Origin of the sequence: Sphingopyxis sp. H115 (assembly GCF_001468465.1) — a bacterium.
GTDB lineage: Bacteria > Pseudomonadota > Alphaproteobacteria > Sphingomonadales > Sphingomonadaceae > Sphingopyxis.
Genome location: NZ_LNSA01000040.1, coordinates 1 through 24,434, shown reverse-complemented (window position 1 = coordinate 24,434; position 24,434 = coordinate 1). Strand labels below are relative to the sequence as shown.

The window sequence follows — 24,434 nt, the reverse complement described above, 5'->3', positions numbered from 1 at the left end:
CAAGGCGGGCGGCGCATGCGCCGCCCGCCACTTTTTTGGCACCGAAAGCAGGGCCTTGCCTCAATGCCGGGCAAGAAATTCGTCCATCGCCGCGTTGACCGCGTCGGGCGCGTCCCACGGCACGAAATGACCGCTGTCGGGCACCTTCACGATCGTCACATCGGGCACCAGTTCCTCCATCCCGTCGAGGTTGCAAGGCGGCAGCGCCACGTCGTCGAGCGCCCAGACGACGAGGGTGGGGATGCCGAGTTTGGGGAACGGCACCGCGGGCGGTTCGGCATAGGGTTCGTCCATTGCGGGAACGTTGATCGGCGAACCGCGATACCAGTTGATCATCGCGCGGCAGGTGTCGCGATCTTCCCAATCTTTCAGCAAGCGGCCGATCTCGTCGGCGGGCTGGAGCCCGCCGCTCGGCACGCGCCCTTCGAATGCATGGGCAAGGATGCCGGCGATGCCATGTTCCTCGATGATCGCATCGCTCGCCGGGTCGCGGAAGGTACGGATATATTGGCTTGCCGCGCGCTGCTGCGGGTCGGTGGCAAGCAGGCGCCCGAAGATGCCCGGGTGCGGCGCATTGGCGATGATCGCGCGCGTCACGCGGCCCGCCCAGGCCGGATGCAGCCCGCCCGGCTGGCCGCCGAGCGCCACGCCCCACGCGATTGCGCCGCCCCAGTCGTGCCCGACGATCGTGAATTTTTCGACGCCGAGCGCATCGGCCAGCGCGAAGATGTCGGCGATCAGCTTGTCGGGCGTATAGGCTTCGACCTCCTGCGGTTTCGACGAGCCGCGATAGCCTCGCTGATCGGGAGCGATACAGCGGAAACGATCCGCGAAATGCGGCAGCTGGTAGCGCCAGGTGCGATGCGATTCGGGAAAGCCGTGCAGGAATATCAGGACCGGCGCGTCGCGCGGCCCCATATCGACCACATCCAGTTCGACCCCGGTCGAAAGCGCCACGCGCCGCTGTTCGAAATCGCCAATCATCATTCCGCTCCTTGAGTTTCTTTTCAAAACCAATCTGGCGGCGATCGCTGCGGCTGGCAAGCCGCAACAAATGACGAGGGCATCGCGCGATGGAAATCGCGACAACGCATGCCCGCTATGGGGCAGTGGGTTTACATCTCTATCGGTATCGGTCGGTCCCGGACATTTGATCCCGATCGGCACGAATGGCAAACAACCGGCCGCTAGCCGCGCGGCTCACACAGCCGCCTCGGCGAGATCGAGTCTCGCCGCGCGCTCGAAAATCTGGGTCAACACCGGCTCGGTGTCGGCGACGCGCATCGCGACGTGGAACTCTACCGGGGCGAGCGCGGGCATCGCGGCGATTTGAACCAGCGTCCCACGCGCGACCTCGCCGCGCACCATCGGCTGCGGAAAAATGCCGATGCCGCCGCCCGCCTTGGCGATGTCGATCATCGTCCGCGCGTTGTTGCAGAGGTTAAGCGATTTTTGCGCGATGCGCGACGCCGCGATCGCCTCGCGCATCCGGCCGTGGATCGGCGAATGGCTGGCAAGCGACCAGACCGGCAGCGCCGCCGCGCCGCTCGCGAAAGCCGACGCGACCGCGGGGCTCGCAAGCCACACCAGCTCGACCTCGCCGATCGGGCTGGTCTTGAGCGCGGGGTGCGCGATCGGCCCGGCGGCGAACGCCATGTCGGTGCGCCCGGTGAGCAGCTGCTGGATCAGGTTCGCGGTGAGGTCGATTTCGATCTCGAGCCCGACATGCGGCATGTCGGCCTTCAATCCCGCCACGAAGGCCGGAAGGCAGCTCGCCGCCGCGATCTCGCCCGCGCCGATCCGTACGACCCCGCTCGCCTCGCCATAGCCGCCGCTGCCGAGCAGCGCATATTGCATGTCGCGGAGCAAGGGGTCGCAGTCGCGCACCAGCTTGCGACCCGCCGCAGTCAGCGCCATCGCGCGGCCTTCGCGGCGGAAGAGCGGGGTTCCGAGCCTTTGTTCGAGTTCGCGCATCCGGGCCGAGACCGTCGGCTGCGTCGTGTTGAGCCGCTCGGCCGCAGCGGAAAAGGTGCCGAGCCGGTCGATCCAGAGCAGCGTTTCGAGATGATAGAGCGCGACGCGATTGATAGACATTGTCTATGTATAATCCAAAAATCGAACAATTAGAATTGATGGATCAAATGCGCCAATGTCGTGCCCGACATCCCGGCAAGGAGGCCCCTTCATGGCAAACAAGCAATATCCCGACGCAGCAGCCGCGCTCGACGGCCTCCTCTTTGACGGCATGCAGATTTGCGCGGGCGGTTTCGGCCTGTGCGGCATCCCCGAACGGCTGATCGACGCGATCCGCGACGCGGGAACGAAAGACCTCACCATCGCCAGCAACAACGCCGGGATCGACGGCGAGGGCCTCGGCAAGCTGCTCCGCACCAAGCAGGTCAAAAAAATGATCTCGTCTTACGTCGGCGAGAACAAGGAGTTCGAGCGGCAATATCTGGCGGGCGAGCTCGAGGTCGAATTCTGCCCCCAAGGCACGCTCGCCGAGCGTTGCCGCGCGGGCGGCGCGGGCATCCCCGGCTTCTACACCAAGACCGGCGTCGGCACGCTCGTCGCCGAAGGCAAGGAAGTGAAGAATTTCGACGGACAGGATTATATCCTCGAACGCGGCATCTTTGCCGATCTCGCGATCATCAAGGGGTGGAAGGCCGACGAGAGCGGCAACCTCATCTTCCGCAAAACCGCGCGCAACTTCAATCAGCCGATGGCGACCGCAGCGAAGATCTGCGTCGCCGAGGTCGAGGAAATCGTCCCCACCGGCAGCCTCGATCCCGACTGCATCCACCTGCCCGGCATCTATGTGAAGCGCATGATCGTCGGGGCGCCGTACGACAAGAAGATCGAGTTCCGCACGACGCGCCCGCGCGAGAGCATCTCATGACCAGCAAAGGTCCCGATGAAATCAAGTTGGAACCCGGGGATGTCCTGACCGAAGAATCGGTCGAGATCGCGCGAATTTGGATCACGAATGGCGCTGGAAGTAGCGTGTGGATCGCAGCCAACGGCCTTGAGGATCCATATATGTTCGGGTGCCTGATGGCGGACACAATCCGGCACGCTGCGGTAGCCTATGCAGGAACTTGGTCGCTTGACGAGGGAGAAGCTCTGCAGGCAATCGTGAATGGCGTTTCCGACGAGCTTCGCGACCAGTTCACGAAAATAGAAACGGTCCAACACGGAAGTTTGAATTGATGCGGCGGATGCGCGCTGAAACAGGCTCAGGAGCAGCTATGGTCCTTACCGCACTGCTCTTGGCGGGCTGTGCCAGCGCGCCGGCAGAGGTGGCGACGGCCCCGGCTCCGCCGACGGCCCCGATGTCGGCCGAAGCCGCCAAGCCGCCCGTCGCGCTGCAATATCTCTACGGATCGGCGGAAGCCGCTATTGCCGTGCGCGCGACCAATGCGCGGATCGCCGACTATGCTCTGCGGCGGATCAGGGAGCGACCCAAGGACAGCGTCGTCCTCGCGCCCAGCGCGTCGATGAGCGCCCCGCTGTTCGAACCCTGCGGAAACAAGCCCTTCGCCGCGGTGTTCGACGCCGACGAGACGCTGATCTGGAACCTCGGCCCCATGCGCTATTTTGCCGAACAGGGATCGTCCTATGATCCCAAAATCTGGGACCAGTGGGAACAGACCGGTGCGGGCAAGGCGGTGGCGATGCCCGGTACCGCCGACATGCTGGCCAGACTGCGCGCCGCGGGCATCACGGTCATTGCCAACACCAACCGCAGCGCCGCCAATGCCAAGGGCAGCGAGGACACGCTGCGCGCCGCGGGGCTGGGCGAATTCAAGCATGGCGAGACATTGTTCCTGATGGGCGACGACGCAACCGGATCGAGCAAGGACGGGCGCCGCGCCACCATCGCATCGAAATATTGCGTGATCCTGATGGCAGGCGACCAACTCGGCGATTTCAGCCAGCAGTTCAACGTCAAGGACCTGCCCGCCGCGCAGCGCATGGCGCTCGCGACGAGCGCCGCCGCAAACGCATTGTGGGACCAGGGCTGGTTCCTTTTCCCCAACCCCGTTTATGGTCCGTGGGAAAAGCTGGGTTGGGACGATGTTTTCCCTGCTGCGAGCAACTGGACACCCGAGTGAGCACGGAGGCGAACACCCCGGACCGTGAATTGATGGAGCGCGTGCAGACGATCCCGAACGCGGCCAGCAGCCTGTCGGCAGCCTTTGCGGACATGGAGATCGGGACGGCGATCGACCAGTTGAATAGTCTCGTCACGCATTATTCGACCGAACTGCGCCGCGTCGAGGGTGTGTTCGTCGCGCTGTTGCTGCCCGCTGCGGTGGCGCTGATCGTCGCGCAGGTGCGGCCCGCGGACGTCGATCCCGCGCGCGCTGGCCTCATCGGATTTTTCGCCGTCTACGCGATTCTCATCTTCGTCGATCTCTGGTCGGCGGAGCGTCGCCTGTCGCACGCGCGCGACCTGCGCTCGGTCCTCTTTCACTATCGAAATGACACCGGCGTCGAGGATTTGAAGACGGTCGCAGCGAGGGCCGATGACGCTGTATTCGCCGCGCGCTATGCCTATGTGCAGACATGCGCCGAGCGACCCTATCTGTTGGGCGCGCGCATCAAGCCTGTCGTGGGCTTGGTTGGCGCTTTTCTGATCTGGCTGATTGTTCGAGGAGGGGGTGTATGACGGTTCAGGAATGCCTGGAAAAGTGCCGGACGCGATGTTTCGCCGCCTCGCCCGCAGGGCTGATGCCGCCCCTGACCGACATGGAGGCGCTGGCGCGCTATCAGGAAGCGGCGATGGCGCTGATCGCGGCGCATGAAAATCTGCAGCAATGGATGGTGGGCGACGGAATGAATCCGGCCGACCCTGTCCATGCCATTGCGATCGCCGCGGCGGCGGCGAGCGAAACCCTACCCGCCGGCGAAGCGATCGCCACCGAATTTTGACGAGGAGATAATGGAGTGAGCTGGACCCGCGACGACATGGCGGCGCGCGCCGCGAAGGAGCTGCAGGATGGCTATTATGTCAACCTCGGCATCGGCATCCCGACGCTGGTGGCGAACCATATCCCTGCGGGGATGACGGTCACGCTCCAGTCCGAAAACGGCATGCTCGGCATCGGCCCCTTCCCCTATGAGGGCGAGGAGGATGCCGACCTGATCAACGCGGGCAAGCAGACGATCAGCGAACTGCCGCAATCGGCCTATTTCAGCTCGGCTGACAGTTTCGCGATGATCCGCGGCGGGCATATCGACCTGACCGTATTGGGCGCGATGGAGATCGCCGAAAATGGCGACATCGCGAACTGGATGATTCCCGGCAAGATGATCAAGGGCATGGGCGGCGCGATGGACCTTGTCGCCGGGGTCAAGAAGATCATCGTCGTGATGGAACATAATGCCAAGGACGGCAGCCCCAAATTCATCCCCGCGTGCACGCTGCCGCTCACGGGCAAGAATGTCGTCGACATGATCATCACCGACCTCGCGGTGTTCAAGCGCGACGATCATGACAGCCCGTTCCGGCTGATCGAACTGGCACCCGGCGTGACGGCCGAGGAAGTCGCCGAAAAGACCACGGCGCATTATATTGCCTGACGTCGCGGCCAATCCCGGGAGCAGTTGGCTGATCGTCGGCGGGTGCCTCTCGGTGTTGGCCGCCCTGCTCCACATCGCCTGCATCTTCGGCGGGCCCGACTGGTATCGGTTCTTCGGGGCCGGCGAAGGCATGGCGCGCGCCGCGGCGCGCGGCGACCTCAGGCCGACGCTGATCACGCTGGTCATTACATCCGTCCTGCTCCTGTGGGGGGCTTATGCCTTTTCGGGCGCCGGCGTGCTTCCGCGCCTGCCCTTGCTGCGAACGGGGCTGGTCGTGATCACTGCCATCTACCTGCTCCGCGCGACCCTCTTCATCCCGCTCCACCTGTGGCGGCCGCAACATAGCGACGCTTTCGCGATCTGGTCGTCGCTGATCGTCCTTGCCTATGGCACCGCCTATGGCGTCGGGACGCTAAGGGCCTGGCGCGATCTCGCGCCCTGACCATTCCCGGGGTGACGGCCGGGCAAGTCGCGGCTAAGACGACATCGTCATAATAGGTCGCAACCCCGTCACGAGGTCATGAAGCGCGTTTTTGTCATCCTGATCGCCGTCGTCGCCCTGGCGCTGACGGGCTGGTTCGGCGTTCAATTGATGGGCGGCAGCCACACGCTTGCCAACGTTCCGATTCCCGTCAAGGCGGCGGAAGACCTGCCCGACACCCCCGCCGAATGGCGCGGGCGGATCGACTATCGACGGCTCGACCGGCAATTGTCCGACCTTTCGCAACGGCCCGAAATGGCAGGGCTGGCCGTCGCGGTGGTCGAAGACGGCGAATTGCGCTTCGTGCGCACCTATGGCGTCGCCGATGCTTCCACCGGGGCGCCGGTCACGCCCCGCACTTTGTTTCGCTGGGCGTCGGTTTCCAAGACCGCGACGGGCGTACTCGCGGCGACGCTGGCGCGCGAGGGCCGCGTCGATCTCGCCCAGCCACTTTCCCGCTCGCGCACGACGCTGCGCCTGCCCGGCGGCGGCGAAGCGCGGGTTACGCTCGAAGATCTGCTCGCACAGCGCACCGGCCTCACCAAAAACGCCTATGACGAAAAGCTGGAGGACGGGCAGAGCCCCGAACTGCTGCGCGCCAGCCTCGCGCTCGCGCCGCTGCAATGCGACCCCGGCACGTGCCATACCTATCAGAATATCGCCTTCGACGCGGCGAACGAAATATTGGGCGAGGCGGCGGAAAGGCCGTTCGCCGAAACCGTCGAGGACCGGTTTTTTCTTCCCCTCGGCATGGTCAGCGCGGGCTATGGGATGGACCGGCTGACGGGCGCGAAAGACTGGGCGAAACCGCACCGCGGCGCGCATGTCCGCCCGGTCAAGGAGGCCTATTGGCGCGTTCCCGCCGCCGCGGGCGTCGAAAGCGATATCGTCGATTTCGCGACCTGGATGCGCGCGATGATGGGCGTTCGCCCCGATGTGCTGTCCGGCCCGGTACTCGAACTGGCGCACCGGCCGCGCGTCGGCACCGCGCGCCTTTACGGCGGTGCGCTGCGGCAGGCGACCGATGACGCGTCCTATGCCCTCGGCTGGCGCAATTTCACCTATGCGGGCCACAGGCTCGCCGGCCATTCGGGCGCGGTCGCGGGATATCGCGCAACGATGATCTTCGAACCCGCGACGCGCACGGGCGTCGTCGCGCTGTGGAACAGCGATTGGGGTTTTCCCTTTCGCATCCCCTTCGCGGCGATCGACAGCTATCACAAGCGCACCGATGCGCGCTGGCTCGATCTCAGCGAACTTCCTCCGGCACCGCAAACGGCGCACCGCGCTGCCCCGGCAGCGCGCGCAACGCTTGCACCCTGATCGCCGGCCCGTGTATCGGGCGCGCGAGCGAAAGGAGAGGCGAGTATGCGCGTACTGCTGACTGGATCATCGGGCTGGCTCGGACGCTATCTCGCGCCCCTGCTCACCGAAAACGGGCATGAGGTCACCGGGCTCGATGTCGTGCCCGGCATCCATACACGCGTGATCGGGAGCGTCGCCGACCGCGCGCTCATCGACCGGACGATGGGCGAATATGGGATCGAGGCGATCGTCCACGCCGGCGCGCTGCACAAGCCCGACATCGCCCGTTATCCGCGCCAGGCCTTCGTCGACGTCAATGTGACGGGCACGCTGAACCTGCTCGAAGCGGCGATCGCGGCGGGCAACGACCGCTTCCTCTTCACCTCGACCACCTCGCTGATGGTGCGCGCCGATGTGCGCAAAGGCGCGGGCACGCATGGTGCGTGGTGGATGGACGAGGATTTCGGCCCGATCGAACCGCGCAACATCTATGGCATCACCAAGCTCGCCGCCGAACAGGCGTGCCGGCTGGTTCACCGCGAGCATGGCATCGCCGCGCTGATCCTGCGCACCGGCCGCTTCTTTCCCGAGGATGACGACACGCATGCGGTGCCGAGCGGGGAGAATATCAAGGCCAACGAACTGCTCAATCGCCGCCTGACGGTCGAGGATGCCGCGGCGGCGCATCTCGCGGCGCTCGAAGCCGCACCGGCGATCGGATGTGACACCTTCATCCTGTCGGCCCCGCCGCCCTTCGCGCGCGAGGACGCCGAAGAACTCGCCCGCGACGCGCGCGCGGTGATCGCGCGCCATTACCCCGACGCCGCCGAACTTTATGCCGCTAAAGGCTGGGTCCTCCCCAACATCATCGACCGCGTCTACGACCCGTCACGCGCCGAACGCCGCCTCGGATGGCGCGCGCGGACGGACTTTGGCAGCGTGCTCGCGGCGCTCCGCGACCGCGGCGCCCTGCCCTTCGCGCACGATCCCGACTACACCTCGCCCATCATCGCACAGGAGCGCGACGCATGTATGTGCTGATCACCGCCAACCGCAATTATTCGAGCTGGTCGCTCCGCCCTTGGATGCTGATGAAGGGCCTCGGTATCGCGTTCGAGGACCGGATCGAACCCTTTGCCCAGCCGGTGAATTATGAGGCGTTCCGCAGCTTCTCGCCGACCGGACAAGTCCCCGCACTTCTTCACGAAGGGAGGACGATTTACGACTCGCTGGGCATCGCGCTCTATCTCGCCGACCGGCACGACGGCGTCTGGCCCACCGACCCGGACGCGCGCGCCTGGGCACAATGCGCGACGGCAGAAATGCACAGCGGCTTTTCGGCGCTCAGGAACGATTGCACGATGAACGTCGGCGTGCGCGTGATGCCGAAGCCGATGTCGAATGCGCTGCAATCGAACGTCGCCCGAATCCGCGAATTGTTCGAGGAAGGTCTGGCAAAATTTGGCGGCCCCTGGCTCGCGGGCGCGGACTTCTCCGCCGTCGATGCCTTTTTCGCGCCCGTCGCCTTCCGAATCCGCACCTACGGCCTCGACGTCGGGGCCGGACAGGCTTGGACCCACCATATGCTGGCGCACCCCGCGATGCTCGACTGGGAACGGCAGGCGCTCGCCGAAAGCTGGCGCGAGGAAAGCCACGAAGCCGAGCTGGCGGCGGCGGGGGTGGTTACGGCGGATTACCGCACCGCCTAGTCGGCGAGCGCCTCGCGCACTACCGCAATCCCCGCCTCGCGCTGTGCCTTGAGTTCGGCCTTCAGCTTCGCCGGATCGCGCGCGAACACAAAGCCGAAGCTGACCCCGCCCTCCTTGCCGATCGTCGCATGGTGGAGCTTGTGCGCCTGCACCAGCCGTTTGGCATAGCCATGCCGCGGCACCCATTTGAAATAGCGCTGGTGAACAAGGCCGTCGTGGACCAGCGTGTAGATGATCCCGTAAAAAAGGATGCCGAGCCCGATCCAGGTCCCCGGCTCCCACGCGGCGGCGCCCATGATCATCGGACTGCCGAGCGCAAACATCGAGATGCTCATCGCGGCGCCGAAAATCGCGAACAGGTCGTTCTTTTCGAGCAGCTTGTCATGCGGTTCGTGATGGTCGCGGTGCCACGCCCAGCCGAAACCGTGCATGATATATTTGTGGCTCGCCCAGGCGACAAATTCCATTGCCACCACGGTGGCGAGGATGAGAGCAAGGATGGCGAGCAGCGACATCGGGCGGTTATAGGCTCATCCAGCGTCCAATGCACGTTCCTCTCGTCATCCCGATGACGATACCGGGACGACGCCGCGACCGAAAATTGCGTTTTTGATCGCCACCGGCTTGCAAAGTTATGCCGCAGGCGTAAGTGAACCCGCATGACTCGGCCCCGCACCCTTTACGAGAAAATCTGGGACGCGCATGTCGTCGAACAGCGTCCCGACGGAACCTGCCTGATCTTCATCGACCGCCACCTTGTCCATGAAGTCACCAGTCCGCAGGCGTTTGCAGGCCTACGTGCGAGCGGGCGCACGGTGCGCCGCCCCGACCTGACGCTCGCGGTGCCCGACCACAATGTGCCGACCACCGCGCGGCTCGACGCGGCGGGGGGCAGGCTGCCGATCGCCGATCCCGAAAGCGCGGCACAGCTCGCCGCGCTCGAAAAGAACGCGCCCGAATATGGCATCCGCTATATCGACGCGGTCGCGCCCGAGCAGGGCATCGTCCATGTCGTCGGCCCCGAGCAGGGCTTTTCGCTGCCCGGCACGACGATCGTCTGCGGCGACAGCCATACCGCGTGCCACGGCGGCATCGGCGCGCTTGCCTTCGGTATCGGGACGAGCGAGGTCGAACATGTGCTCGCGACGCAGACCCTGCTGCTCCAGCCCGCAAAGACGATGGAAGTGCGCGTCGAAGGCGAAGTCGGCCCCGGCGTCACCGCGAAGGACATCATCCTCCACATCACCGGCACGATCGGCGCGGCCGGCGGCACCGGCCATGTCATCGAATATACGGGCAGCGCGATCCGCGCGCTCAGCGTCGAGGGCCGGCTGACGGTCAGCAACATGGCGATCGAGGGCGGCGCGCGCGCCGGGCTGATCGCGCCCGACGAGACGACATTCGCCTATTTGAAGGGCCGCCCCTATGCGCCGAAGGGCGCCGACTGGGACGCCGCGGTCGCTTGGTGGAAGAGCCTCGCGACCGACCCCGGCGCCGCCTATGACAAGGTCGTGGTCATCGACGCTGCCGACATCGCGCCGAGCGTGACTTGGGGCACCAGCCCCGAGGATGTCGTGCCGATAACCGGCGTGGTCCCCGATCCCGCCAGCTTCGCCGACCCGTCGAAGCAGGTCGCGGCCGCCAAGTCGCTCGCCTACATGGGCCTCGAACCCGGCACGCGGATGCAGGATGTAAGGATCGAAAATATCTTCATCGGCAGCTGCACCAACAGCCGCATCGAGGATATGCGCGCCGCCGCCGCAATCGTGAAGGGCCGCAAGAAGGCCGACAATGTGAAATGGGCGATCGTCGTCCCCGGCTCGGGCCTCGTGAAGGCGCAGGCCGAGGCCGAGGGGCTCCACCGCATCTTCACCGACGCCGGCCTCGAATGGCGCGAGCCGGGCTGTTCGGCGTGCCTCGCGATGAATCCCGACAAGGTGCCCGCAGGCGAACGCTGCGCCTCGACGAGCAACCGCAATTTCGTCGGCCGCCAGGGTCCGGGAAGCCGTACGCATCTGGTCAGCCCCGCGATGGCGGCGGCGGCGGCGGTGACAGGCAAGCTCACCGACGTGCGGGAACTGATGGCATGAACGCAGGAAGAGGGGACCGAAGCGCATGATCGGGAAAGCTGTAATATCGATCGCGGCGGCGCTGACGCTTGCCGCCCCCGCGCCCGCACAGGACAAGCCCGCAGCGGCAAAGCTCAGCCTGACCCGACTCGATTGCGGGACGGTGCGGGTCAACCGGCTGAACGCCTTTTCGGATACAGCGGCCTATCCGGGGCAAAGCCGCGACCTGACGGTCGGTTGCTATCTGATCCGCCACGGCGACCAACTGATGCTGTGGGACCTGGGCCTGCCGGCGGCGCTGAAGGGCGCTGCGTTCAACAGCGACGGCGACATGTCAGCATCGGTGCGCAAAAGCCTGGTCGAACAACTTGCCGAGTTGGGCATCAAGCCCGCGGACATCGACGTCGTTGGCATCAGCCATTTTCACTTCGACCATATCGGCCAGCTTCCCGATTTCCCGGCCGCGAAGCTCTATATCGGCAAGCGCGACTGGGATTGGCTGATCGACAGCGGTCGACCGGCGTGGGTCAACCCCAAACCCTTTGCGCACTGGATCGGCGGCGGTGGCACCGTCGAACCGGTCGAACGCGACAAGGACATATTCGGCGATGGCCGCGTCGTGATGCTCGACATGCCGGGACATACGCCGGGCCACCACTCGCTGCTCGTGCGGCTCGCGGGTGCAGGTCCGGTGCTGCTCAGCGGCGACCAGGCGCATTTTCAGGAGAATTACGAAAGCGACGGCATCCCGGAGTTCAACACCGACCGCGCCGAAACGCTCGCCTCGTTCGGCCGGTTCAAGGGGCTGGCGAAAAATCTGGGCGCGACGGTCATCATCCAGCACGAGCCGCGCGACGTCGCCAAGCTGCCGCCCTTCCCCAAGGCGGCCGAATGATATGACGCCGCTCAATCAGGTCGAGGGCCGCGCGATCCCGCTGGGCCTTAAAAATGTCGATACCGACGTCATCATCCCCGCGCATTGGCTGAAGACGACCACGCGCGAGGGCATGGGGCGCGGTGCGTTCGAAAGCCTGCGCGCCGACCCCGACAATCTGTTCGACCGGCCCGAGTATAAAGGCGCGCCGATCCTGATCGCGGGCGACAATTTCGGTTGTGGGTCGAGCCGCGAGCATGCCGCATGGGCACTCGGCGACCTCGGTATCCGCGTCGTCATCGCGCCCTCCTACTCGGACATCTTCTCGGGCAATGCGGTCAAGAACGGGATCCTGCCGGTCGTGCTGCCACAGGCGGCGATCGACCGGCTGATGGAGGTCGCGGCGACCGATCCGGTGTTCGTCGACCTTGCGCATCAGACGGTGACGACGCAGTATCAGGACCGCTTCGCTTTTGAGATCGACCCGTTTCGCAAGATGTGCCTGCTCGAAGGGCTCGACGAAATTTCGCTGACGGAAAAGAGCGACGCCGCGATTTCGGCTTACGAAAAACAGCTCGACGCGGACCGTCCCTGGATGCGGCCTGCGACCGTATGAGGTAAACGACACCGACCCGCTCCCCCACCCGACCTCCCATAGGCCACTATCGTAAGGGAGGTCGGGGGAGCGGGCCGGTGCCGCCACAAAGAAGAAGAAGAAGAAGAGGAGAAGATGATGAAGGCTCTCTTGTCGACCGCAACCGGCGGCCCCGAAACGCTCCAGCTGGGCGAACTGCCGCGCCCGACCGCGGGCAAGGGCCAGATCGTGATCGATGTGAAGGCCTGCGCGGTCAACTTCCCCGATGTGCTGATCATCGAGGATAAATATCAGTTCAAGCCCGAGCGCCCCTTTGCCCCCGGCGGCGAAGTCGCGGGCCTCGTCGCCGAGGTCGGCGAAGGCGTCACCGATTTCAAGGTCGGCGACCGCGTGATCGCGGGCTGCGGCAACGGCGGGATGACCGAGGCGGTCGCAGTTTCGGTCCACAATGTCTATCACCTGCCCGAGGCGCACGACTTCGCCGAAGGCGCCTCCCTGCTCATGACCTATGGCACCAGCATCCACGCGCTCGTCGATCGCGGCCATATCCAGGAAGGCGACACCTTACTCGTGCTCGGCGCGTCGGGCGGGGTCGGCATTGCCGCGGTCGAACTCGGCAAGGCGTTCGGCGCGCGTGTCGTTGCCGGCGTGTCGAGCGAGGAAAAGGCCGACATCGCGCGTCAGGCCGGTGCCGACGAAGTCGTCGTCTATGGCCGCCAGCCGTTCGACAAGGAGCAGTCGAAGGCGCTAGCGAACAAGTTCAAGGAAGCGGTCGGCCCGAACGGCGCCAATGTGATCTATGACGCGGTCGGCGGCGATTATGCCGAGCCCGCGCTGCGCTCGATCGCGTGGGAGGGGCGTTATCTCGTCGTCGGTTTCCCCGCCGGCATCCCGCGCCTGCCGCTCAACCTGACGTTGCTCAAGAGCTGCGACGTCGCGGGTGTGTTCTGGGGCGCCTTCGTGATGCGCGAACCCGCGCGCAACCGCGCGAATATCGCGCGGCTGTTCCAGCTGTGGGAGCAGGGCAAGATCAAGCCGCGCGTCACCGGCACCTATGCGCTCGCGGACGGCGGCAAAGCGATCGCGAAGCTCGGCGACCGCAGCGCGGTCGGCAAGCTGGTCGTCACCATCTGAAATACCGCCCCGACCCCGCGCTGACCGACGCGCTGCGCGCGCTTGCGGCGTCGGGTCGGATCGAGGTGCGCGTGACGCCGGGCGCCAGCCGCGACGACGTGAAGATCGCGAACGGCCGGGTACAGCTTCGCGTCACCGCGCCGCCGGCCGATGGCGCGGCGAACGATGCGGTGATCCGCCTGCTCGCCGCCGCGCTCGACCGTCCGCCGCGCGACCTGACGCTGCTGCGCGGCGCGACCGCGCGGATCAAATTGATCGCGATCGCAAACGGTTCGTCGCATTTCGGGCGGTCCGGTTAACGCTTTGGCAGGAGCTGGCGCCTATATCCGGCAGCAGGACTAAGCTGTGCCAAGGTGCATCAATGGCGACTCGCCGACCGACAGTGGCGGACAACCGCAACGAAAGTATCGCGAATATCTCGCGGACGCGCCGTGCGCAGCTCGTCGCCGAATTCGAGGGCGAGCTGGGCATCGACTATAAGGCGCGCGCCGCCGCCGCCGAAGCCGAACGCCGCTGGCAGTCGCGCAAGACGTTCATCGTCTGGACGATCGCGCTGATCTTTTTCACCGTCGCGTGCCAGAAGCTGTGGACGATCGGGCAAAAGGTCGATGTGCCCTTTGCCGACGTCAATCCGATTCACGACTTTTTCGGAGAATAGCGGCGCGTCCCATCGGTCGACGATCGTCCCTTCTTCGACACGAACCGGCTGGCAATCTGCCGGCGACGAGTGACGCGTCCGCGCCCGGCGACCCGCAGGCCCCGCGTCAGACTTCCAGTCTCGTCAGAAAAGCTCGCCGTTAGTAAACGCGCGCCTTCGGCTTGATATATTCGACATCGTCCGACAGCGTATATTCGTGGACCGGACGGTAATCGAGCCGCACGCCGCCGCCCTTGCCGCCCCAGCCGTCGAACCAGCCGACCGTGTGCTTCATCCAGGTCGCATCGTCGCGGTTCGGGAAATCCTCGTGCGCGTGCGCGCCGCGGCTTTCCTTGCGATTGAACGCCGAGTGCATCGTCACCGTCGCCTGGCTGATCAGGTTGTCGAGCTCGAGCGTTTCGATGAGGTCGGTGTTCCAGATCAGGCTGCGGTCGGTGACATGGACGTCGTTCATGCGCTGGTAGGTCTTGGTGAGCTTTTCCTTGCCCTCCGCCATCAGCTCGTCGGTGCGGAACACCGCCGCGTGCTGCGACATCGCGCGCTGCATCTCGGTCCGGATTTCCGCGGTCGGCGAACCACCGTTCGCATTGCGGAAATGGTCGAGACGGGCGAGCGCGAGATCGGCGCTGTCCTTCGGCAGCGGCGCCTGCGCCGCGCCGGGGGTCAGGATTTCCTTGAGGCGATGGCCCGTGGCGCGGCCGAACACGACAAGGTCGATCAGGCTGTTCGAGCCGAGGCGGTTCGCGCCATGGACCGACACGCACGCGGCTTCGCCGACCGCGAACAGGCCGGGGACGACGGTATCGGGGCCGTCCTTGCCGAGCGTGACGACTTCGCCATGATAGTTACAGGGAATGCCGCCCATATTGTAATGCACCGTCGGCACGACCGGCAGCGGCTGGCGCGTCAGGTCGACGCCCGCGAAAATTTTGCCGCTCTCGGTGATCCCGGGCAGGCGCTCGGCGAGCACAGCGGGATCGATATGGTCGAGGTGAAGGAAGATATGGTCGTTGTGCGGACCGACGCCGCGGCCTTCGCGGATTTCGAGCGCCATCGAGCGCGAGACGACATCGCGCGACGCGAGATCCTTCGCCGACGGGGCATAGCGTTCCATGAAACGCTCGCCTTCGGAATTGGTGAGGTAGCCGCCCTCGCCGCGCGCACCCTCGGTGATCAGCACGCCCGCGCCATAGATGCCGGTCGGATGGAACTGGACGAACTCCATGTCCTGCAAGGGCAGGCCCGCGCGCAGCACCATGCCGCCGCCGTCGCCGGTGCAGGTGTGCGCCGAGGTCGCGGTGAAATAGCAGCGGCCATAGCCGCCGGTCGCCAGCACGACGGCCTGGCTGCGGAAGCGGTGGATGCTGCCATCCTCCATGCACAGCGCGATGACGCCGCGGCACACCTTGCCGTCGGGGCCGTCTTCCATGATCAGGTCGAGCGCGAAATATTCGATGAAAAAGTCCGCGTCATATTTCAGCGACTGCTGATAGAGCGCGTGAAGCATCGCGTGGCCGGTGCGGTCGGCCGCGGCGCAGGTGCGCTGCACCGGCGGGCCTTCGCCCATATTCTGCATATGGCCGCCGAAGGGGCGCTGGTAGATCGTGCCGTCGGCGTTGCGGCTGAACGGCACGCCCGCATGTTCGAGTTCGTAGACCGCGTTCGGCGCCTCGCGCACCATATATTCGATCGCGTCCTGGTCGCCGAGCCAGTCGGAGCCCTTGACGGTGTCGTACATATGCCATTGCCAATGGTCGGGCGAATTGTTGCCGAGGCTGGCGGCGATGCCGCCCTGCGCCGCGACGGTGTGGCTGCGCGTCGGGAACACCTTGGTGATGCACGCGGTCTTGAGCCCGGCTTCGGCGCTGCCCATCGTGGCACGCAGGCCGGAACCGCCGGCGCCGACGACGACGGTGTCATAGATGTGGTCGATGATCTTGTAGGCGTCGGTCATCTTACATGCCCCCCGGAGCGAGCCCGGCGGCGGGCGCAAGCACGATGCGGACAATGGCGAAAATGCCGTAGGCGGCGCCGCCGATCGCGTAGAAGTTTAAAAGGACGAGCGACAGCAATTTGGTCGCTTCGCCGTGGACATAATCCTCGATCATCACCTGAAGCCCCAAACGCAGGTGCCAGAAGACGCTGACCGTCATCAGGATCAGCGCTAGCGCGACGGTCGGGTTCGACGCCCAGCGCAGCACCGCCGCATGATCGGTCATCGGCAGGCGCAGGAAGGACACGAAGAGGAAGCCGACGAGCAGGATGTTGCCGAGCGCGGTCAAGCGCTGTTGCAGCCAGTGGGCCGAACCATGATGCGACGAGCCGAGCCCGCGCACGCGGCCGAGACGCGTTCCGTTACCCATTGAGCGTCTCCGCAAAGATATAGAGCCACACCGCGATCGTCGCCGTGATCGAGCCGACGAAGACGAGGGTCGACCAGAGCTTGTTGGTCTTGAGCTCATAGCCCGCACCCGCGTCGAGGACGAAGTGGCGAAGGCCCGAGAAAAGATGCTGGAAGAAAGCCCAGGTCAGGCCGATCAGCACGATTTTACCGACAAGGTTGGTGACCATGTGGAAGGTGCCGGCATCGGGATTGGGATCGTGCCACACGCAGGCGATGAAAGCGTTATAGGCGTCGGGCCCCGCGGCGATCGCGCCGAGCCACCAGAGGAACATCAGCCCCCCGACGATCGCGAGACCGTCGCCGGAAACTCGGTGAAAGATCGAGACCGCCATCGCGGGCCCCCATTTATACACCTGCAAATGCGGGGCGCGCGGACGCGCGCTCGGTTCGTTGCCAGCCATATCAGCCCTGTCTTGACTCTAAACGGTCGATGCGGTGCCGGTTAAGCCTTCCCGCTGCGATATGCAATTGCTTAGGGGACGCAGGACGAAGAATTTGCCCGCCGCCCGAGCCCTTCCAAAGGACGCCGGCGCGCGCATCAGAATAACAAGTGGCCGGCGTTCAACGCCGCCGTGGCTTCCTGGCAATTTTGCGAAGGTCCGCGACCTTGGCCTCGATGACGCTGCTGTAGCGTTCGGTGCCGGTTGTTGTCCGCGTCACGATTTCGTCGATCAACCAACGGTTGCCCACGCGCTGGAAGCGGATCGTCTGGCCGAGCATATTGTCCCACCAATCCCGGCGATCCGCGGGCGGAACGGCGATGTCCACCTCGATCGCGTCGCCGCTGACGCCCCGCACTATCGGACGCGCCTTTCGCACGGACGGCGCGGGCTCTCCCGTCATCGGATCGATCAGGAAGGGGACGCCCAAGCACCCCTGATCCCCCAGCACCGTATAGGGTCCCTCGCCGCCATTCGCCCGGGGATCGGCATTGTCCCGCGCCGTGCCGCATTGGGCAAGCAGGCCGCCGATCCGCGGTCCGAACAGCGCGTCCCATTCGTCGAGCATCTGGACCTCGCGGCCGTCGCGCCAACCGTAGATGCGGCCGACGATCGCCCGCACCGCATCCTCGTCCGAAGCAACGGGCGCGGGCGCGCCGGCGGGCATCGCGCGGGCAACCGGGCGCGCCATGTGCGGCTGCTCGGAACGGACAGCCGCCTGCATCCCCGGCGAAAGCTGGGCAAAAGCGCATTTCGCGTAGGAAATCTCCCCGAACGAACCCATGCTGAGATACGTGAACCGTCCCGGGGCCGTCGCCTTCAGCGCCAGCGAAGGATGACCGTCGCGATCACCCTGCGCATCCCAGACCAGCGTAAAGCCGCGCGACGCTTTGGCCAGATTGGCGTCGAGCGGCTTGCGCGCGGGGCCGACCCGCGAAATGCTGACGGCGGCGTTGGTCCAGTGGCGCGTCCCGTCCGAACCGATCTCGCCGGTGTTCGCCCCATCGTAGAAAAACAGCGTGTCCGCCGATCCGCAGCCGTCGTCGGCAAAGGCGTAAAGTCCCTGCTCGATCGGCAGCAGCGACTTCGGCGCCGCGGCTGGCGCCGATTGCGCCGCAACTTCCAACCTCGTGGCCGCGGCCGCGCCGTCGTCGGCGGCGGCCGATTGCGAGCCGCAGCCGGTGAGCAAGACCGCGGTGACGAGGACGGCGGCCGGGCGGCGCCCCCCGCGACGGCTTCGAACAGACTCCATGATTTTTCCCCTTGGCGACCGATGATCACCAAAGATAGACCGTGCCCGCGCGCCGAGTCCTGACGCCGTTCTCAAGAATTTCTAAATCGCGGGGCCAAAGCGAATAGCGCCCACTTCGCCTGACCGGCCCGTGCCAAGACCAACAAAAAGGGCGGCTCGACGCCGCCCCCGATCCCGGCTTGCGCCGGAGTCATATAGTCAAACCGCGCGGACTTGGCCGCGCGGCAAAATGCGTCACTTGATCTTGTCGCGGTTCGCATAGAGCAGCGCCGCGAGCACCGCCGCCGAGCCGATACCGATCCCCGCCGCCGCGGCGGTTTTCCAGCCGCGCTTCCTGTCGCCCTTTGCCGCCGCATCCTTGTCGGCGGCCTGGGTCGCCTCGGCAGCTTCCTTTTGCGCCCGCAGTTCACGCGCGGCGCGCAGCACTTCATTTTCTTCTTCCACTTCGTCGCCCTGGGGCGGCGGGGGCGGCGGCACTTGGTCGGTCATCGTCTCTCTATGTCCTTATTGTCAGGCGAGTGCCTGATCGACAGGCACATAATCGGTTCCGATCGCCTCCGCTACGGCTTCGAACGTCACCTTACCATTCCAAACGTTCAAACCCTGCGCAAGATGCACGTCGCGTCGCAAAGCGTCCTTCCAGCCCAGGTCGGCGATGCGCAGCGCGTGCGGCAGCGTGACATTATTGAGCGCATAGGTGCTCGTGCGCGCGACCGCGCCCGGCATGTTCGCCACCGCATAATGGACGATGCCGTCGACCACGTAAGTCGGCTCGGCGTGCGTCGTCGCGTGGCTCGTCTCGAAGCAGCCGCCCTGGTCGATCGCGACGTCGACGAGCACCGAACCCGGACGCATCGTGCCAAGCATCTCGCGCGTGACGAGCTTGGGCGCTTCGGCGCCGGGGATCAGCACCGCGCCGATCACAAGGTCGGCCTCGGCAACGCATTCGGCCAGGTTCGCGCGGTTCGAGAAGCGCGTCTTCGCCCGCGCTTCGAAAAAGGTGCCGACGCGTTCGAGCACTTCGGGGTCGCGGTCGAGGATGGTGACGTCGGCGCCCAGCCCCGCCGCCATCTGCGCCGCGTTGAAACCGACGACGCCGCCGCCGATCACGCAGATTTTGCCCGGCGCGACGCCGGGGACACCGCCGAGCAGCACGCCGCGCCCGCCATGCGCCTTTTCGAGCGCGGTCGCGCCCGCCTGGATCGACATGCGGCCCGCGACCTGGCTCATCGGCTTCAGAAGCGGCAGGCCGCCATGCGGGCTGGTGACGGTTTCATAGGCGATGCAGATGGCGCCCGATTTCATCAGATCGCGCGTCTGGTCGGGATCGGGCGCGAGGTGCAGATAGGTATAAAGGATCTGGCCCTCGCGCAGCATCGCGCGCTCGACCGGCTGCGGTTCCTTGACCTTCACCACCATCTCGCAGGTCGCGAAGATTTCCTCGGCACTCTGGACGATCTCGGCGCCCGCCTCGACGTAGAAGCGGTCGTGCGCTCCGATGCCCTCGCCCGCGCCGGTCTGCACCAGCACGCGGTGGCCGTGGACGACGAGTTCGCGCGCGCTTTCGGGGGTCAGGCCGACGCGATATTCGTGATTCTTGATTTCCTTTGGGGTGCCGATGATCATGGTCGCTCTCCGCATATGAATGTCGCCGGCGATCGACAGGACCGCCGAAATCTTGTCGGCGCTTTTAGCAGGAAACGCGTGCGAGGTGCTTGCATATGCTCCTTTGATTTTGCACAAGCGCGCGATATTTTCGCGCCATATGGGCTGATCGCGCAATATGATTGACCGCATCGACGCAAAGCTGCTTCACCTGCTGCAACGCGAGGGGCCCAAGCCGGCCGCCGAGCTGGGCGAGATTGTCGGGCTGTCGGCATCGGCGTGCCACCGTCGCGTCCGCGCGCTCGAGGCGGCGGGGATCATCACCGGCTATGCCGCGCGCCTCGCCCCCGACCGTATCGGGCTGGGGCTCGACGTGTTCGTCGACATCAGCCTGACGTCGCAGAGCGAAGAGGCGCTGACCGCGTTCGAAAGCGCGGTCAAGAGTTTCGACGAGATATTGGAGTGCCAGCTGTTGTCGGGTGCGTCTGATTACCGCCTCCGCGTCGCGGCGCGCAATGTCGCCGATTTCGACCGGCTGCACCGCCATTGCCTGTCGCGCCTGCCCGGCGTCGCGGCGATGCACAGCGCCTTTGCGCTGCGCACGATCAAGGCGTTCGAGGGCTATCCGGTCGCATCCGCCGGTTAACGGCGAATTTACCACTTCGTCGCATATCCCGTTCACCAGTTTCGCAGGATGAATGCGGGCGACAGACCCGCGCGTCTTTGGGGTGATCAGGGAAGCAGGATCATGGTGAAGGACAATCCGATTCATAAGCAGCAGATCGACCCGATTTTGATGTCGGAGCGTTTTCCCTATTACGACCTTGACGGCCGGCTCGCCGCCAGCGGGGCGGAAATCCATGCGATCATCGCGGGCCGCGAGGACGCGGTTGCGCGCGCCTATTGGGACGCCTTCAACCAGCTGCCCGGCGTCGAGCGCAAGGTCGAGGGCGAGCTTTACGACAGCTATGTCCGCGGCAGCGCGCGCCACACCTTCACCAAATATGCCGACGCCGCGGGGCAGGAAGTCGCAACGATCGCGTGCCAGAACACCCATATGGCGCGGCGCGTGAAGCTGCCGCTTGCCTCGGTCATGTCGTGCATCGCCGAAAGTCATCGGCTCACCATCGAATATGTCGTCGAGGCGTGCATCGGCGAACCCGATCGCCTCGCGCGCCTGACGAGCGCGATCAACCGGCTCGCGCTGCTCGAATTCGACATTATGCAGCGTTATGCGGCCAAGCTCGACCGCGCGGTCTTTTCGACCGAGCGGCAGGCGCTGGCGGGCGATTTCGACCGCTCGATCGCCTCGCTCGTGCAGGACACCGACGGCGTGCGCGAACAGCTCGCGCGGCAGGCGGCTTCGGCCGACCAGGCGGCCAAGGGCATGATCGCCAAGACGAGCGAAGTCGCCGCCGCGTCCGAACAATCGGCGATGGCGATGCGCGAGGCCGCATCGACCGCCGCCGGGCTGATCCGCGCGATCGAGGATGCGCGCAGCGAGGTCGAAGCCTCGGCCAGCGTCGCGACGCGCGCCTCCGAACAGGCGGGCGAAGCCGTCGCCATGTCCGAAGCGCTGTCGCACCACGCCGAATCGATCGAATCGATTTTGGGCCTGATCCGCGAAATCGCCGGACAGACCAACCTGCTCGCGCTCAACGCCACGATCGAGGCGGCGCGCGCCGGCGAATCGGGCCGCGGCTTTGCCGTCGTCGCGCAGGAGGTGAAGAGCCTCGCCAACGAAACCGCGCGCGCGACCGACGATATCGCGGGCAAGATCGCCGCGATCCAGCAGGCGACGCGCGGGTCGGTGAGCGCGAACCAGTCGATCCAGCAGACGATCGTCGAGGTGCAGCGGTCGGCGCAGCGTATTCGCGATGCGATGGACGCACAGGCACAGACGGTCACCTCGATCACCGCCGCGGTCGACGAAACCGCGCTCGCCGCCGATTCGATGTCGTCGACGATCGCGAGCATCCGCAACGATTCGGGCATGGTCGCGGGCGAAATCAGCACGCTGAGCGAGGAATTCGCCCGGATGGGCGGCCGGCTGCAGCAGCTCGAAAAGGCCGCGAGCGACTTCAGCCGCCGCGTCGCGTAACCCCCTCCCCCTCATCGCGCGACAAGCGCGATGGACGAGATAGGGGGTGGCTTCGCCCGCCACTCGTTCCTATAACCCTCCCCATCCCCGGGGAGCCTGTGTGCAGAAACAGGTTGAGAGCGGAACAACCCGCGACCCGTTGAACCTGATCCGGGTAATACCGGCGGAGGGAGGGTCGGTATTCCACGCCACGTTTCAATGGGCCGGAATCCCCATTCTCGCTCCGAACCTATGGAGCGACTGCACATGGCCGACATCGATTCCCGCCTCGACAAAGCGCAAGCCGAACCCATCGGGGTGACGACCGGACCCATTCGTGGCAGCCGCAAGGTCCATGTCGCCTCGCCCACCGGCAGCGGCATCCGCGTCGCGATGCGCGAGATCGATCTCGACCCGCATTCGGGCGAGCCCAGCGTCCGCGTCTACGACACGTCGGGCCCCTACACCGATCCCAATGCGAACATCGACATCGCCAAGGGCCTCCCCGAACTGCGCGCCGCGTGGATCCGCGCCCGCGGCGATGTCGAGGAAGTCACCCAGCGCGAAGTGCGGCCCGAGGATAACGGCCAGCTCGGCCCCGACCGTTCGGGCGGCGTCCCCGCCTTCCCCAACGTCCGCAAGACCGTGCTGCGCGCCAAGCCCGGCGCGAACGTCAGCCAGATGCACTATGCCCGCCGCGGCATCATCACGCCCGAGATGGAATATGTCGCCACCCGCGAAAATCTCGGCCGCGAACGCCTCGCCGAATATGTCCGCGACGGGCAGGACTGGGGCGCGAGCATCCCCGATTACGTCACCCCCGAATTCGTCCGCGACGAGGTCGCGCGCGGCCGCGCGATCATCCCCAGCAACATCAACCACCCCGAAAGCGAGCCGATGGCGATCGGCCGCAATTTCCTCGTCAAGATCAACGCCAATATCGGCAACAGCGCGGTCGCATCCGACGTCGCCGCCGAAGTCGACAAGATGGTCTGGTCGATCCGCTGGGGCGCCGACACCGTCATGGACCTGTCGACGGGCCGCAACATCCACGACACGCGCGAATGGATCCTCCGCAATTCGCCCGTCCCGATCGGCACCGTCCCCATCTATCAGGCGCTGGAGAAAGTAGGGGGCATCGCCGAAGACCTCAGCTGGGAAATCTTCCGCGACACGCTGATCGAGCAGGCCGAACAGGGCGTCGACTATTTCACCATCCACGCGGGCGTCCGCCTGCCCTACGTCCCCCTCGCCGCAAAGCGCGTCACCGGCATCGTCAGCCGCGGCGGCAGCATCATGGCGAAATGGTGCCTCGCGCATCACAAGGAGAGCTTCCTCTACGAACGCTTCGACGAGATTACCGAGATCATGAAGGCCTATGACATCGCCTATTCGCTGGGCGACGGCCTCCGCCCCGGCAGCATCGCCGACGCGAACGACGAGGCGCAGTTCGCCGAGCTCTACACCTTGGGCGAGCTCACCAAGCGCGCGTGGGACCAGGATGTGCAGGTGATGATCGAGGGCCCGGGCCACGTCCCGATGCACAAGATCAAGGAGAATATGGACAAGCAGCTCGAGGCGTGCGGCGAGGCGCCCTTCTACACGCTCGGGCCGCTCACCACCGACATCGCGCCGGGCTACGACCATATCACCAGCGGCATCGGCGCCGCGATGATCGGCTGGTACGGCACCGCGATGCTTTGTTACGTCACCCCCAAGGAGCATCTCGGCCTGCCCGACCGCGACGATGTGAAGGTCGGCGTCGTCACCTACAAGCTCGCCGCCCACGCCGCCGACCTCGCCAAGGGCCACCCCGCCGCCAAGGTCCGCGACGACGCGCTGTCGAAAGCGCGCTTCGAATTCCGCTGGCGCGACCAGTTCAACCTGTCGCTCGACCCCGACACGGCGGAGCAGTACCACGACCAGACGCTCCCCGCCGAAGGCGCCAAGACCGCCCATTTCTGCAGCATGTGCGGCCCCAAATTCTGCTCGATGAAGATCAGCCAGGAAGTCCGCGAGTTCGCGAAGCTGCAAAATCAGGACAGCGCCGGCTTCATCGCGGCGGAAGAGGTCGAGAAGGGCATGGCGGAAATGAGCCAGGTCTATGAAGACACCGGGCGCGAGTTGTATATGGGCGCGGGTGGGCGCGAGCATGATTGATGTTTCGCTGGGTACGGGATCGATGGGAGGCATTGCTCAGTAGCGGCGCGATGCCCACCGCCAGCCGCCTCCCCCCACACCC

28 protein-coding genes and 1 riboswitch are annotated in these 24,434 nt (G+C 65.5%); of the genes, 19 read left to right on the top strand and 9 right to left on the bottom strand.

Annotation, left to right across the window (positions count from 1 at the left end; translation table 11 throughout):
* Positions 1 to 60 precede the first annotated feature (60 nt).
* Both ATE71_RS19690 and ATE71_RS19685 read right to left on the bottom strand, forming a co-directional pair.
* Positions 61 to 984, bottom strand: a complete 924-nt coding sequence (locus ATE71_RS19690; protein WP_058805059.1) for an alpha/beta fold hydrolase — start codon at positions 982 to 984, stop codon at positions 61 to 63.
* A gap of 216 nt (positions 985 to 1,200) precedes the next feature.
* Positions 1,201 to 2,094: a LysR family transcriptional regulator gene (locus ATE71_RS19685; protein ID WP_058805041.1), complete on the bottom strand. Its 894-nt coding sequence runs from the start codon at positions 2,092 to 2,094 to the stop codon at positions 1,201 to 1,203.
* A gap of 91 nt (positions 2,095 to 2,185) precedes the next feature.
* On the opposite strand from ATE71_RS19685, the gene ATE71_RS19680 reads away from it, so the two are divergent.
* The 10 genes from ATE71_RS19680 to ATE71_RS19635 all read left to right on the top strand — a co-directional run bounded on the left by ATE71_RS19680 (position 2,186) and on the right by ATE71_RS19635 (position 9,081).
* Positions 2,186 to 2,899 carry a CoA transferase subunit A gene (locus ATE71_RS19680; protein ID WP_058805040.1) on the top strand — a complete coding sequence of 238 codons (714 nt, stop codon included), beginning with the start codon at positions 2,186 to 2,188 and terminating at the stop codon, positions 2,897 to 2,899.
* A complete protein-coding gene (locus tag ATE71_RS19675) occupies positions 2,896 to 3,210 on the top strand; it encodes a DUF5076 domain-containing protein (protein ID WP_058805039.1) in 315 nt (104 codons plus the stop codon). Before ATE71_RS19680 ends, ATE71_RS19675 begins: the two co-directional genes overlap by 4 nt.
* A gap of 38 nt (positions 3,211 to 3,248) precedes the next feature.
* Positions 3,249 to 4,115: an HAD family acid phosphatase gene (locus tag ATE71_RS19670; protein ID WP_058805038.1), complete on the top strand. Its 867-nt coding sequence runs from the start codon at positions 3,249 to 3,251 to the stop codon at positions 4,113 to 4,115.
* Positions 4,112 to 4,672, top strand: a complete 561-nt coding sequence (locus ATE71_RS19665) for a hypothetical protein (protein WP_152998860.1) — start codon at positions 4,112 to 4,114, stop codon at positions 4,670 to 4,672. The genes ATE71_RS19670 and ATE71_RS19665 overlap by 4 nt, the downstream gene beginning before the upstream one ends.
* A complete protein-coding gene (locus ATE71_RS19660; RefSeq protein WP_058805036.1) occupies positions 4,669 to 4,935 on the top strand; it encodes a hypothetical protein in 267 nt (88 codons plus the stop codon). Before ATE71_RS19665 ends, ATE71_RS19660 begins: the two co-directional genes overlap by 4 nt.
* A 15-nt stretch (positions 4,936 to 4,950) precedes the next feature.
* A complete protein-coding gene (locus ATE71_RS19655) occupies positions 4,951 to 5,586 on the top strand; it encodes a CoA transferase subunit B (protein WP_058805035.1) in 636 nt (211 codons plus the stop codon).
* Positions 5,579 to 6,028 carry a hypothetical protein gene (locus ATE71_RS19650; RefSeq protein ID WP_058805034.1) on the top strand — a complete coding sequence of 150 codons (450 nt, stop codon included), beginning with the start codon at positions 5,579 to 5,581 and terminating at the stop codon, positions 6,026 to 6,028. Before ATE71_RS19655 ends, ATE71_RS19650 begins: the two co-directional genes overlap by 8 nt.
* Before the next feature lie 78 nt (positions 6,029 to 6,106).
* On the top strand, positions 6,107 to 7,390 hold the full coding sequence (locus ATE71_RS19645; protein WP_058805033.1) for a serine hydrolase domain-containing protein: 1,284 nt from the start codon (positions 6,107 to 6,109) through the stop codon (positions 7,388 to 7,390).
* 45 nt (positions 7,391 to 7,435) lie between these two features.
* The gene (locus ATE71_RS19640; RefSeq protein ID WP_058805032.1) at positions 7,436 to 8,413 is read left to right on the top strand and encodes an NAD-dependent epimerase/dehydratase family protein; all 978 of its coding nucleotides are present in this window, start codon (positions 7,436 to 7,438) and stop codon (positions 8,411 to 8,413) included.
* On the top strand, positions 8,401 to 9,081 hold the full coding sequence (locus tag ATE71_RS19635; protein WP_058805031.1) for a glutathione S-transferase family protein: 681 nt from the start codon (positions 8,401 to 8,403) through the stop codon (positions 9,079 to 9,081). The genes ATE71_RS19640 and ATE71_RS19635 overlap by 13 nt, the downstream gene beginning before the upstream one ends.
* Here ATE71_RS19635 and ATE71_RS19630 read toward each other — a convergent pair.
* Positions 9,078 to 9,596, bottom strand: coding sequence for a sterol desaturase family protein (locus tag ATE71_RS19630; protein WP_058805030.1), 519 nt, complete (start codon positions 9,594 to 9,596; stop codon positions 9,078 to 9,080). The genes ATE71_RS19635 and ATE71_RS19630 overlap by 4 nt on opposite strands.
* Positions 9,597 to 9,740: 144 nt before the next feature.
* On the opposite strand from ATE71_RS19630, the gene leuC reads away from it, so the two are divergent.
* The 6 genes from leuC to ATE71_RS19600 all read left to right on the top strand — a co-directional run bounded on the left by leuC (position 9,741) and on the right by ATE71_RS19600 (position 14,411).
* Positions 9,741 to 11,171 (top strand): 3-isopropylmalate dehydratase large subunit, encoded by a 1,431-nt coding sequence (leuC, locus tag ATE71_RS19625; protein ID WP_058805029.1) that lies wholly within the window; start codon positions 9,741 to 9,743, stop codon positions 11,169 to 11,171.
* A 25-nt stretch (positions 11,172 to 11,196) separates the two neighbouring features.
* Positions 11,197 to 12,045, top strand: coding sequence for an N-acyl homoserine lactonase family protein (locus tag ATE71_RS19620; RefSeq protein WP_058805028.1), 849 nt, complete (start codon positions 11,197 to 11,199; stop codon positions 12,043 to 12,045).
* A gap of 1 nt (position 12,046) precedes the next feature.
* Positions 12,047 to 12,640: a 3-isopropylmalate dehydratase small subunit gene (gene leuD / locus ATE71_RS19615; protein ID WP_058805027.1), complete on the top strand. Its 594-nt coding sequence runs from the start codon at positions 12,047 to 12,049 to the stop codon at positions 12,638 to 12,640.
* A gap of 117 nt (positions 12,641 to 12,757) precedes the next feature.
* Positions 12,758 to 13,753, top strand: coding sequence for an NADPH:quinone oxidoreductase family protein (locus ATE71_RS19610; RefSeq protein WP_058805026.1), 996 nt, complete (start codon positions 12,758 to 12,760; stop codon positions 13,751 to 13,753).
* A gap of 65 nt (positions 13,754 to 13,818) precedes the next feature.
* Positions 13,819 to 14,052: a DUF167 domain-containing protein gene (locus tag ATE71_RS19605; RefSeq protein ID WP_321164293.1), complete on the top strand. Its 234-nt coding sequence runs from the start codon at positions 13,819 to 13,821 to the stop codon at positions 14,050 to 14,052.
* A gap of 62 nt (positions 14,053 to 14,114) precedes the next feature.
* On the top strand, positions 14,115 to 14,411 hold the full coding sequence (locus ATE71_RS19600; protein WP_058805025.1) for a hypothetical protein: 297 nt from the start codon (positions 14,115 to 14,117) through the stop codon (positions 14,409 to 14,411).
* A 139-nt stretch (positions 14,412 to 14,550) separates the two neighbouring features.
* Here ATE71_RS19600 and sdhA read toward each other — a convergent pair whose 3' ends face one another.
* From sdhA to ald, 6 genes are all read right to left on the bottom strand, one after another.
* The gene (sdhA, locus tag ATE71_RS19595) at positions 14,551 to 16,365 is read right to left on the bottom strand and encodes a succinate dehydrogenase flavoprotein subunit (protein ID WP_058805024.1); all 1,815 of its coding nucleotides are present in this window, start codon (positions 16,363 to 16,365) and stop codon (positions 14,551 to 14,553) included.
* A 1-nt stretch (position 16,366) separates the two neighbouring features.
* Complete coding sequence (gene sdhD, locus ATE71_RS19590; RefSeq protein ID WP_058805023.1) at positions 16,367 to 16,774, bottom strand: succinate dehydrogenase, hydrophobic membrane anchor protein; 408 nt, start codon at positions 16,772 to 16,774, stop codon at positions 16,367 to 16,369.
* The gene (gene sdhC, locus ATE71_RS19585; protein WP_058805022.1) at positions 16,767 to 17,216 is read right to left on the bottom strand and encodes a succinate dehydrogenase, cytochrome b556 subunit; all 450 of its coding nucleotides are present in this window, start codon (positions 17,214 to 17,216) and stop codon (positions 16,767 to 16,769) included. Before sdhC ends, sdhD begins: the two co-directional genes overlap by 8 nt.
* A 160-nt stretch (positions 17,217 to 17,376) precedes the next feature.
* Positions 17,377 to 18,507 carry a hypothetical protein gene (locus ATE71_RS19580; RefSeq protein ID WP_058805021.1) on the bottom strand — a complete coding sequence of 377 codons (1,131 nt, stop codon included), beginning with the start codon at positions 18,505 to 18,507 and terminating at the stop codon, positions 17,377 to 17,379.
* Between the two features lie 234 nt (positions 18,508 to 18,741).
* A complete protein-coding gene (locus ATE71_RS19575; RefSeq protein ID WP_058805020.1) occupies positions 18,742 to 18,996 on the bottom strand; it encodes a hypothetical protein in 255 nt (84 codons plus the stop codon).
* A 21-nt stretch (positions 18,997 to 19,017) separates the two neighbouring features.
* A complete protein-coding gene (ald, locus tag ATE71_RS19570) occupies positions 19,018 to 20,133 on the bottom strand; it encodes an alanine dehydrogenase (RefSeq protein ID WP_058805057.1) in 1,116 nt (371 codons plus the stop codon).
* Positions 20,134 to 20,290: 157 nt separating this feature from the next.
* Here ald and ATE71_RS19565 point away from each other — a divergent pair, with 157 nt between their 5' ends.
* The 3 genes from ATE71_RS19565 to thiC all read left to right on the top strand — a co-directional run bounded on the left by ATE71_RS19565 (position 20,291) and on the right by thiC (position 24,352).
* Positions 20,291 to 20,758, top strand: a complete 468-nt coding sequence (locus tag ATE71_RS19565) for an Lrp/AsnC family transcriptional regulator (protein WP_201022992.1) — start codon at positions 20,291 to 20,293, stop codon at positions 20,756 to 20,758.
* A gap of 102 nt (positions 20,759 to 20,860) precedes the next feature.
* Entirely contained in the window at positions 20,861 to 22,213 is a 1,353-nt protein-coding gene (locus ATE71_RS19560; RefSeq protein WP_058805055.1) for a methyl-accepting chemotaxis protein, read from the top strand.
* Between the two features lie 78 nt (positions 22,214 to 22,291).
* A riboswitch (TPP riboswitch) is annotated at positions 22,292 to 22,402 on the top strand.
* Positions 22,403 to 22,459: 57 nt separating this feature from the next.
* Positions 22,460 to 24,352, top strand: a complete 1,893-nt coding sequence (gene thiC, locus ATE71_RS19555; protein WP_058805019.1) for a phosphomethylpyrimidine synthase ThiC — start codon at positions 22,460 to 22,462, stop codon at positions 24,350 to 24,352.
* Positions 24,353 to 24,434 lie beyond the last annotated feature (82 nt).